The sequence below is a fragment of the Acaricomes phytoseiuli DSM 14247 genome (assembly GCF_000376245.1).
Classification (GTDB): Bacteria; Actinomycetota; Actinomycetes; order Actinomycetales; family Micrococcaceae; genus Renibacterium; species Renibacterium phytoseiuli.
Window position 1 is genome coordinate 1 of sequence record NZ_AQXM01000028.1, and the last position, 11,770, is coordinate 11,770.

Sequence of the window (11,770 nt, forward strand, 5' to 3'; positions counted from 1 at the left end):
TGTCAACCAAACCCGGGGCAGACCCATTCCGGTCCTTGGGCGCCCGATGTGGCTGTTGTTAAAATAATAAAGAGAGAGGGAACCACGGCTTTGTGGTTCCCTCTCTTGTAATGGTTGTTCGGCGGTGTCCTACTCTCCCACACCCTGTCGAGTGCAGTACCATGGGCGCTGTGGGGCTTAGCTTCCGGGTTCGGGATGGGACCGGGCGTTTCCCCCACGCTATGGCCGCCGAAACTCTATGTCACCACCCCTGTGGAGGGGGTGAAGTTTCGTGTGACTGTTACGTCAAGTCTTATGTAGTTATCTCAATGGTTCCTGTGCTTTTCATACCGCGGTGTGGTTTGTTGTTTGGGGACCGTAGAGTGAACGCGAGCACCCTCCCAACTCTTTTGAAGTGTTGTTGGGTTTGTGGGTCAGGTTATCGGCTTATTAGTACCGGTCAGCTTCACACATTACTGTGCTTCCACGTCCGGCCTATCAACCCAGTGGTCTGCTGGGGGCCTCTCCCACCAAATGGTGGATGGAAATCTCATCTTGAAGTGGGCTTCCCGCTTAGATGCTTTCAGCGGTTATCCCGTCCGAACGTAGCCAACCAGCCGTGCACCTGGCGGTACAACTGGCACACCAGAGGTTCGTCCGTCCCGGTCCTCTCGTACTAAGGACAGCTCTTCTCAAATTTCCTGCGCGCGCAGCGGATAGGGACCGAACTGTCTCACGACGTTCTAAACCCAGCTCGCGTACCGCTTTAATGGGCGAACAGCCCAACCCTTGGGACCTACTCCAGCCCCAGGATGCGACGAGCCGACATCGAGGTGCCAAACCATGCCGTCGATATGGACTCTTGGGCAAGATCAGCCTGTTATCCCCGAGGTACCTTTTATCCGTTGAGCGACGGCCATTCCACAATGTGCCGCCGGATCACTAGTCCCGACTTTCGTCCCTGCTCGAGATGTCTCTCTCACAGTCAAGCTCCCTTGTGCACTTACACTCAACACCTGATTGCCAACCAGGCTGAGGGAACCTTTGGGCGCCTCCGTTACTTTTTGGGAGGCAACCGCCCCAGTTAAACTACCCATCAGGCACTGTCCCTGACCCGGATTACGGGCCGAAGTTAGGTGCCCCAAGTGATCAGAGTGGTATTTCAACGATGACTCCACACACACTAGCGTGCCTGCTTCACAGTCTCCCACCTATCCTACACAAACCACTTAGAACACCAATACCAAACTATAGTAAAGGTCTCGGGGTCTTTCCGTCCTGCTGCGCGTAACGAGCATCTTTACTCGTAGTGCAATTTCGCCGAGTTCATGGTTGAGACAGTAGGGAAGTCGTTACTCCATTCGTGCAGGTCGGAACTTACCCGACAAGGAATTTCGCTACCTTAGGATGGTTATAGTTACCACCGCCGTTTACTGGGGCTTAAATTCTCAGCTTCGCCCACAAAGGGGCTAACCGATCCTCTTAACCTTCCAGCACCGGGCAGGAGTCAGTCCGTATACATCGTCTTGCGACTTCGCACGGACCTGTGTTTTTAGTAAACAGTCGCTTCCCCCTGGTCTCTGCGGCCCACACCCGCTCCGAGGAGTAAATCCTCATCACGGATTGGGCCCCCCTTCTCCCGAAGTTACGGGGGTATTTTGCCGAGTTCCTTAACCACGATTCTCTCGATCGCCTTGGTATTCTCTACCTGATCACCTGTGTCGGTTTGGGGTACGGGCGGCTGGAACCTCACGTCGATGCTTTTCTCGGCAGCATAGGATCACCGAATTCCCCCATCAGGGGGTCCCATCACGTCTCACCCTCAGTATCAAAACTAGCTCCACGGATTTACCTATGGAACGGGCTACCTGCTTAGACCGGGACAACCATCGCCCGGCTCGGCTACCTTCCTGCGTCACACCTGTTAATACGCTTACCTCCCAGGATAAGGTCCCGCGATCAGCAAAAAACCTCACACCACAAGGGCGATCAGTCATGCGTCTGGCGGTTAGTATCACCTGCTCAGTATGGGCGGTTCTTCGCCGGTACGGGAATATCAACCCGTTGTCCATCGACTACGCCTGTCGGCCTCGCCTTAGGTCCCGACTTACCCAGGGCAGATTAGCTTGACCCTGGAACCCTTGATCATTCGGCGGACGGGTTTCTCACCCGTCTTTCGCTACTCATGCCTGCATTCTCACTCGTGTGGCCTCTACCGCTGGTTTCCACCGCGGCTTCACTGCCCACACGACGCTCCCCTACCCATCCACACCCCTGAACACCACGGGTAAACCCGTGACACTAGGGTACGTGTGTGAATGCCACAACTTCGGCGATGTGCTTGAGCCCCGCTACATTGTCGGCGCGGAATCACTTGACCAGTGAGCTATTACGCACTCTTTCAAGGGTGGCTGCTTCTAAGCCAACCTCCTGGTTGTCTAAGCAATCCCACATCCTTTCCCACTTAGCACACGCTTAGGGGCCTTAGTTGGTGGTCTGGGCTGTTTCCCTCTCGACTATGAAGCTTATCCCCCACAGTCTCACTGCTACGCTCTCACTTACCGGCATTCGGAGTTTGGCTGACGTCAGTAACCTTGTAGGGCCCATCGGCCATCCAGTAGCTCTACCTCCGGTAAGAAACACGTAACGCTGCACCTAAATGCATTTCGGGGAGAACCAGCTATCACGGAGTTTGATTGGCCTTTCACCCCTACCCACAGCTCATCCCCCCAGTTTTCAACCTAGGTGGGTTCGGTCCTCCACGACGTCTTACCGTCGCTTCAACCTGGCCATGGGTAGATCACTCCGCTTCGGGTCTAGGACACGCGACTGAATCGCCCTATTCAGACTCGCTTTCGCTACGGATACCCCGCACGGGTTAACCTCGCCACGTATCACTAACTCGCAGGCTCATTCTTCAAAAGGCACGCCATCACAGGAACAAGCCTGCTCTGACGGATTGTAAGCACATGGTTTCAGGTACTATTTCACTCCCCTCCCGGGGTACTTTTCACCTTTCCCTCACGGTACTTGTCCGCTATCGGTCACAAGGGAGTATTTAGGCTTATCAGGTGGTCCTGACAGATTCACACGGGATTTCTCGGGCCCCGTGCTACTCGGGATACGACTCAAGCAGCGCACAACATTTCAACTACGGGGCTCACACCCTCTACGGCCGGTCATTCAAAACCGTTCATCTATACCTGCGCATTACACTTCACCAGTCCGGCAGAACCAGTACGAATCGTCCCACAACCCCGCGCCTGCAACCCCTGCCGGGTATCACACAGACACGGTTTAGCCTCTTCCGCGTTCGCTCGCCACTACTAACGGAATCACTTTTGTTTTCTCTTCCTGTGGGTACTGAGATGTTTCACTTCCCCACGTTCCCTCCACACACCCTATGTGTTCAGGTGCGGGTCACTACCCATAACAGGCAGCGGGGTTTCCCCATTCGGACATCCTCGGATCACCGTTCGGTTATCAACTCCCCGAGGCTTATCGCAGATTCCTACGTCCTTCTTCGGCTCCTTGTGCCAAGGCATTCACCATGTGCCCTTGAAAACTTGAACCACAAAAACCAGAACAAAAAATAAACTACTAATTGCTCTAATATAAGATGCTCGCGTTCACTATACAGTTCTCAAACAACAACCCACACCCCAACCAAACACCAACAACAACCGGTATTCCAGTCAAAGCACAGGAAACAAAACAACAAACCCCACACCAAAAGTGCGGGCGCCTGTTGCCTCAGGCCCCAATAGTGTGTTTCATCACCCCCACACCATCAACCAACAAGAAACCCTTCCAACCAGCAAAAACCGGCGTACTAAGCACTCACTGACTCACGATCACGAGGCACTATTTGTTGATATTCCACCCATGAGCACCCACCGAAACACTGTCGGTTCCGCAATGGGCTTTACTCCTCACACCCACACCACCAACCATGCGGCCAGCGACTGAGTGCTTGGTGCTCCTTAGAAAGGAGGTGATCCAGCCGCACCTTCCGGTACGGCTACCTTGTTACGACTTAGTCCCAATCGCCAGTCCCACCTTCGACGGCTCCCTCCACAAGGGTTAGGCCACCGGCTTCGGGTGTTACCAACTTTCGTGACTTGACGGGCGGTGTGTACAAGGCCCGGGAACGTATTCACCGCAGCGTTGCTGATCTGCGATTACTAGCGACTCCGACTTCATGGGGTCGAGTTGCAGACCCCAATCCGAACTGAGACCGGCTTTTTGGGATTAGCTCCACCTCACAGTATCGCAACCCTTTGTACCGGCCATTGTAGCATGCGTGAAGCCCAAGACATAAGGGGCATGATGATTTGACGTCATCCCCACCTTCCTCCGAGTTGACCCCGGCAGTCTCCTATGAGTCCCCGGCCGAACCGCTGGCAACATAGAACGAGGGTTGCGCTCGTTGCGGGACTTAACCCAACATCTCACGACACGAGCTGACGACAACCATGCACCACCTGTCACCCAGCCCCGAAGGGAAACCATATCTCTATAGCGATCTAGGCGATGTCAAGCCTTGGTAAGGTTCTTCGCGTTGCATCGAATTAATCCGCATGCTCCGCCGCTTGTGCGGGCCCCCGTCAATTTCTTTGAGTTTTAGCCTTGCGGCCGTACTCCCCAGGCGGGGCACTTAATGCGTTAGCTACGGCGCGGAGAACGTGGAATGCTCCCCACACCTAGTGCCCAACGTTTACGGCATGGACTACCAGGGTATCTAATCCTGTTCGCTCCCCATGCTTTCGCTCCTCAGCGTCAGTTAATGCCCAGAGACCTGCCTTCGCCATCGGTGTTCCTCCTGATATCTGCGCATTCCACCGCTACACCAGGAATTCCAGTCTCCCCTACATCACTCTAGTCTGCCCGTACCCACCGCAGATCCGGGGTTAAGCCCCGGACTTTCACGGCAGACGCGACAAACCGCCTACGAGCTCTTTACGCCCAATAATTCCGGATAACGCTCGCACCCTACGTATTACCGCGGCTGCTGGCACGTAGTTAGCCGGTGCTTCTTCTGCAGGTACCCTCAACTAGCAAAACTAGCCTTGTTCCCTACTGAAAGAGGTTTACAACCCGAAGGCCGTCATCCCTCACGCGGCGTCGCTGCATCAGGCTTTCGCCCATTGTGCAATATTCCCCACTGCTGCCTCCCGTAGGAGTCTGGGCCGTATCTCAGTCCCAGTGTGGCCGGTCACCCTCTCAGGCCGGCTACCCGTCAAAGCCATGGTAGGCCATTACCCCACCATCAAGCTGATAGGCCGCGAGTCCATCCAAAACCACAAAAGCTTTCCACCACCAGAACATGCGTCCAATGGTCATATCCAGTATTAGACCCAGTTTCCCAGGCTTATCCCAGAGTCTTGGGCAGGTTACTCACGTGTTACTCACCCGTTCGCCACTAATCCACGGTGCAAGCACCGCTTCATCGTTCGACTTGCATGTGTTAAGCACGCCGCCAGCGTTCATCCTGAGCCAGAATCAAACTCTCCGTCAAAAAACATCAACAGACCAACGAATGATCCAAGCATCAACTCCATCACATCACACACAGGAGCGCATGACACAACAGAACGACACCATCTACAAAAACGGTATCAACAAACACAAAACACACTATTGAGAACTCAAACAACAGACTGCTTCCGGTTTCTCTGAAAACGAATCCGGAGCAACTTTTCTATCTTACCCTAGTCTTAGCGCAGTGTCAACCACTGATTTTTCTAGAGATTTTCCGGCCGAGAACGGATGCTTGCCGCTGAGATTTAGCGGCTACGTTCCCTTCCTGGCGCGGGTTATGAATATACCACCGCTCCAGAGGCTTGGCAAGTCCTCTCTCAAAATCATTGAATACCGGGTTTCGGATCATCTTGAAGGATCTGATCTTCCGCTGAGGACTAGAGATGCAGCAGCGGGGAGAAAGCGGCTCAAGCCGTCGCTAGCCACTTCACTCTTGAGCTTCGCCGACTTCAGCCTCAGCAACACTGATAGGCGAATCCGCCAAAAGAGGCATCGGCTGCGTCAAGGGCGAGAAACTACTCGAATTCGAGGAACGTACTCGCAGCCAGTAGAAGTCGTGACTGCCCAGTGTGAGCGTGAGCGCTCCGTCATCTCCCACATTAGGGAAGACCATACCGCCGAAGACATCCCGCAATCCTCGTCCGGCATAGTGCGGCAACCAGATCTGAGTAGCCACTGGGTGCTGGGATAAATTGAATACACAGAGCATGCTTTCGGACATTTCACCTTCCGGGTTGTCCTCGGGCAACTCGCGCAGAAAGGCCAGTACAGAATCTGCACTAGCTTGCACATTCTGATACCCACCCAGGCCGAAGGCCGGGTGAGCTTTACGTACGCTGAGAATCTGCCGGGTCCAGTTCAGCAATGATGCTGAGTGCGCTTGCTGGGCTTCCACATTGACCTGATTGAAGTGGTAGACCAATGACTGCACCACCGGGAGGTAAAGCTTGCCGGGGTCGGCATTCGAAAAACCCGCGTTCCGATCTGGCGTCCACTGCATCGGGGTACGGACGGAATCCCGATCGAGCAACCAGATGTTCTCTCCCATGCCGATCTCGTCTCCGTAATAGAGAAAAGGGCTACCCGGCAAGGCCAGGAGCATGGCGTTGATCAACTCGATTTCAGACCGGGAGTTATCAAGCAGGGGTGCCAGCCGGCGCCGGATGCCCACGTTCGCTCGCATCCGCGAATCAGGTGCATACCAACCCAACATCGCCTCGCGCTCCGCGGGAGTCACCATTTCCAAGGTGAGTTCATCATGATTACGCAGGAATGTCCCCCACTGAGCTCCCGCAGGGATAGCTGGGGTGTCCTTCATAGTGTTGATGATCGGCGCCGCCTTCTGGTCCCGCAGCGCATAGAAGAGCCGGGGCATGATCGGGAAGTGAAAAGCCATGTGGCACTCAGGGTTTTCGGCCGTTCCGAAATACTCGACCACTTCCTCTGGGTGCTGGTTCGCTTCAGCGATGATCACGCGGCCTGGGTACTCCTTGTCCACCATGGCGCGAAGGTCGCGGAGAAAATAGTGAGTCGCCGGCAAATTCTCGGAACTAGTTCCTTCTTCCTCAAATAAATAAGGAATGGCATCGGCGCGGAACCCGTCGATTCCTTGGTCCAGCCAGAACCTTACAACCTCGAAAATAGCTTTGACCACATCAGGGTTCTCGAAGTTCAGGTCTGGTTGGTGGCTGAAGAACCGATGCCAAAAAAACTGCCTGCGAATCGGATCGAAAGTCCAGTTGGATTCTTCTGTGTCGACAAATATGATTCGAGCGTCTTGGTACTTTTCATCAGTATCGCTCCAGACGTAGAAGTCGCCATAGGGTCCGTCTGGATCCTCCCTAGACGCTTGGAACCAAGCATGCTGATCTGAAGTGTGGTTCAAAGGCAAGTCGATGATGACACGGACTCCCCGGGCATGAGCCTCCGCTACGAGCCGCTGAAAGTCGGATAGGGTTCCGAACTCATCTAATACCTGGTAATAATCTGAGATGTCATATCCCCCGTCGCGCAAGGGCGACTGGAAAAAGGGCGGCAGCCATAGGCAGTCCACCCCAAGCCACTGCAGGTAATCTAAACGATCAATTAGCCCGGAGAAGTCACCTGAGCCATCACCGTTGTTGTCGCGGAAGGCTCGTACCAGGACTTCGTAGAATACCGCTTTCCTATACCAGTGAGGATCATGCTGCAGACCAGGAGCATTCATATTGAAGTGCTTGGAAGAAGCGCTCACACAGACCCCTCACTGTTTCCTCAAAATCATCTGCCGGCTACGGCCGCTGACAGTCAGATTAATACTAGATGCCACGGGCTTCGCAGGAAAACAACGCGATCAGGCGGCTTGGAAACTGCCCAATGGCCGATCCTGATCGAACCCGGGAAGGATGAGAAAGGTGAAGCTAGCCTTCGGCGTTGCGAAGTCCATGAGACTGTCCATCTCGTCCATGCGCTTTTGAGTTTCGACGAAGGTCCGCAGCTGATTCTGGAAAGAGATGAAGAGCAATCCGGCTTCGCTGCCGTCTTCATACCCATAGCTACGGCGCAGCATCAACTCGCTCCCGCTGAACGACGGATGGGCCGCGCGGGCATGCGAACGGGCTGGAATCTGATACTCGCCTTCCGGAGTTCTCGCAACCAAGTTGACCTGGGCATCACGATCTCCGCCGGAAAGGGGGGAGCCATCCGCTTTATAGCGGCCGATCACGTGTTCTTGCTCAGTGACGGCGAGTCCTCGGAACCTAGCCACGTCCAAAGCGAACTGCCGGATGACGCAAATGGTTGAATTCTCTGCTGCAGGATCCTGAATCCACACCTTGTCCTGAATGTCTGCTTCAGTGCGTGGCACCAGAATCCCGTCTAAGAAACCCAGCGGGTTTCTTGCCACGGGCCCATCGGAGGGGGGCCTGAGGCCAAGGTGCTCCCAGCCGAGGGCATATTCCGGCAGCCCCTCACATAAATAATCTTGTACTGCTGCAAGCTGGCTCGGATCTTCACCATTGACGCTGATGAGCAGATCGGCCGCGCGCCGTTCAGACGGCAAGGCTTCATCTCCCCGAAACGCCGGCAAAGGCTGAGCACCGGGTAAGGTTGAGTCTTTTGCCTCCACCAGCCGCGGGCCCACACCTATAGTGACGGTAAGGTTCCCGGGGCCGTCTGGGATAACTGTCGGCAAAGGCTTGGTGTCGTCCGTAACCTGCAGGATGCGCTCACCCAGAGCCTGGAGGAAAGACCAATCAGGAGCTCCGAAAAAAGTCAGTGTGCGCAACCGTACTACTCGTTGCGGTGCCTGCGGACGGTCGACTCCAGCCTGGGTGACTCCGCTTGCCTGCACCGGGAGCGTTGCGGTGCCATCTGCCACAGGAGGGGCAGCTGACTGGGCGCTCTGCCCCGTGAGCAGCCCTCCAGCAAAACCGATTCCGACGCCACCCGCGACACCGGCAGAGCCCAATAATAACTGTCGCCTACTAGGCTTGGGCTTCCGGCGCTTATCCTGCTTATTCTTATTCACCGAGGTAAGTGCAGTCGATTTATTGAGTTCGTCACTCATGTCATTGCTCATGTTGCCGGCCCTGTAATCGTAATATTTCCGGAAGGCTCCGAAAAGTCGATGCGGCTGAAATCACCGTATCGGCCGATCCTGATTTCAACCCTGCGGAGAAGGCCGTCGTTATCGATCCAGTAACGAACACCGGACCCATCTTGCTCCACTTCCGGAGTAGAGGAGGATGCCGGGCTCGACGTAGCAGACGGAGTTTCTTGAGCACTGTTGAAACCGTCCGAACCGGGGCCGCTAAAAACACTGACTGGAACACCGTCGATCTGATCTTCACGAAGCCACTGCGCTGAGCTCTGCTGAAGTAACTGAGGGTTTTCCGGACGGTCCTTCGCTAGCAAGAGAAGCGCCCCTAAGCCTTTGCCCAGGAATGATTCTTGTGAATTCAAGGGTAAGGACTGCCAACCTGTCGAAGGCTCAGGCAGAGGCACCCCGGAACTCAAATCTACTTCTTGACCTTGCCAGACTTCAGCCACTTCGAGATCCCAGCGAACCAGGAACGGGGTTTCGACTGCGCCATCTGCAGTGGAAACCGGAGTCGCCTTTGCGTACCCGATGCCTTGAGTGAAATCTACCCACCCATCAGCATTAATTTGTTCCGGCCCATCGACAAAGGAGGTCCGTATCTGCCTGACCCCAGCATTGTAATTCTTAAACAGCACTGCCGCTAAGAGATAAGCTTCGTCATTCGTAACCGCACGCGGACTTTGTGAATCGTTCGCGGACGAAGACTGATTCCCACAAGCCGAGATGGTCAAGACTAACAATAGACTCAAAAGCAAGCACAGAGCCTTGAAGAGAGCCCCGATACTTTTAGATATCACCGCTTATTCCCACTCAGATAATCACTAGTCGGGAGCCCGATTGAGCCTGCATCCGGAAGCTCCGGGGTTCCCGGAAGCGGCTGCCTCGGCCCGGAAACAGGCTTATTGGGTTGCTCCGGTGGAGCCGTTACTCTCAAGAAAGAGACACCGCTCGGCACAGTCACCTGTGGCAGCGCAGACGAGTCTGCACTCGGCGAAGTACTGTTCTGCGGAGCTGGACACTGAGACGCTACGGCGTTAGGTGGCAAAACGGTGAGCGAACCAACCGGCTGGAGGCAATTGTCTCGGGAACTAGCACGATCACTGGCCAAATCCGCATAGTCAAGAGGGTTTCCAGCTAATGAATTATCTATAAATTGGTTGCCGATAGCTGGCAAGTCTTCAGTATTTCTTACACTGATACCGGTTTGCTGATTTTTTTCAATAAGATTACGGCTAAAGATGTTTTGGGTGCCACCAGCCACACCTAGACCGATCCCAAATCCACCTTCGGCTTGGGCCGGAGAGTCTGGTTGATTATTAGAAGAAATCACATTTCCCACAACAGTGTTTCCGCTTTGGGGAGAAAAGGCTTCTTGATAATTTGAGGTAAAGGTAGCCCCTACCCGATTGTCGGAGAAGTTGTTCTGAACTACATAAACAGAATCCGAGGCGTTTGCATTCTCGAACCCAACCGCATTATTTTCCGCAACATTACCCCTGAAAACAGAGTTACACTGCACGCACTGCCCCAGATAAAAGCCTGAATCCGCTGCTCCAGAGGCATAAGAGTCAACCACCACACCATTTTGTGAATTGAATACATAGACCCCGTAAAGCCCATTGTTATAAGCGGTGACGCTATCTATGGAATACCTCTGCAATGGCGGGTACTTCACCGGGTCAAGCCTGGTGTAGCCTTCAACACCGCGGGCAGAGCCTGTTTTCCCATCTCGGAGGCCCGTCACCAGAATTCCATTGAAGAGGTAGGACTTGACCGTAAGATTCTGAATGCTAACGCCATCGGCGATGACCAGAATCCCCTCACCTTGCTTGCCTTCACCGTCCAGGATTACCGAATTACGGTCTACTCCTGCCACTGTGACATCGGGGACATCGATCACTACGCTTTCCTTATAGGTCCCCGGAGCGATCAGGATGGTCTGCCCGCTTCTGACGCGCTGAGCCGCCTCAGCAATAGTCGGTGCATCAGCAGGAACATTGATGGTATCCGAACCTGAAGAATTATCTGCCGAAGGCCCTCCGCATGCGCTCAAGGCCAGAATGGCAAGAAGGCACGTGACTACGATGCCAAATATTCGGTTGAACTCGGACTTCTTCACTTCTTCCCCGATCGACGCACGGCTTCCGTTTTTCGCAATAGCAGGGTGCCAGCCACCAAGAGCTGGCACCCTACCATTGTTCACTTAAAGGCTTCTAACATCAATCACTAAAGCGCCTTCCTTGTTTCCTCGGGCTGAACAAGAGCACAGTCCCGAAGAGCACCGAGACTCCAGCTACCAAGAGTGCGATGATCATCCAGCTCCCAGCACCTGTAATCGCCAGTGGGTCATCACCATCAGTCGGGGTCACCGAGATGATCGGATGCGTGATAACCACTTCCGGCGGCTCGATCGGCTCACCCGTCGGCGGAGTCGCCGTCGAAGTCATCCGATTCTCCACCAACACACCCGCAGGAACATCAGCATTGACCGTCACCGAATACACCAGCTCAACCCGCTGACCCGGCTCCAACACACCAGACCACGACAACGTCGAACCATCCAACGAAGCCGCCGGAACACCAGAAACCTGGGAACCATCAGCATTGAACACCCTGGCAACCACGTCATTGTTATACGCAGCCTTATCCAGAACCTTCGACATATCATCA

The 11,770-nt window shown here is 54.5% G+C and carries 5 protein-coding genes and 3 rRNA genes; all 8 read right to left on the reverse strand.

Annotation, left to right across the window (positions count from 1 at the left end):
- Positions 1-116: 116 nt before the first annotated feature.
- Positions 117-233: ribosomal RNA gene (gene rrf / locus C501_RS0100740) — 5S ribosomal RNA — on the reverse strand.
- A gap of 176 nt (positions 234-409) precedes the next feature.
- Positions 410-3,551: ribosomal RNA gene (locus tag C501_RS0100745) — 23S ribosomal RNA — on the reverse strand.
- Positions 3,552-3,966: 415 nt separating this feature from the next.
- A 16S ribosomal RNA gene (locus tag C501_RS0100750) occupies positions 3,967-5,497 on the reverse strand.
- Together the 16S, 23S and 5S rRNA genes form the textbook arrangement of a ribosomal RNA operon.
- A gap of 450 nt (positions 5,498-5,947) precedes the next feature.
- A complete protein-coding gene (gene treS, locus C501_RS0100755; protein WP_051064428.1) occupies positions 5,948-7,726 on the reverse strand; it encodes a maltose alpha-D-glucosyltransferase in 1,779 nt (592 codons plus the stop codon).
- Positions 7,727-7,852: 126 nt separating this feature from the next.
- On the reverse strand, positions 7,853-9,079 hold the full coding sequence (locus C501_RS14785; protein WP_342662510.1) for a Dyp-type peroxidase: 1,227 nt from the start codon (positions 9,077-9,079) through the stop codon (positions 7,853-7,855).
- Entirely contained in the window at positions 9,076-9,831 is a 756-nt protein-coding gene (locus tag C501_RS13425) for a hypothetical protein (RefSeq protein ID WP_156807549.1), read from the reverse strand. Before C501_RS13425 ends, C501_RS14785 begins: the two co-directional genes overlap by 4 nt.
- Positions 9,832-9,893: 62 nt before the next feature.
- Positions 9,894-11,288, reverse strand: coding sequence for a right-handed parallel beta-helix repeat-containing protein (locus C501_RS13775; protein WP_169332100.1), 1,395 nt, complete (start codon positions 11,286-11,288; stop codon positions 9,894-9,896).
- A 31-nt stretch (positions 11,289-11,319) separates the two neighbouring features.
- The coding region (locus tag C501_RS11975; RefSeq protein WP_211206318.1) for a DUF7927 domain-containing protein at positions 11,320-11,770 on the reverse strand (451 nt) is incomplete at its 5' end.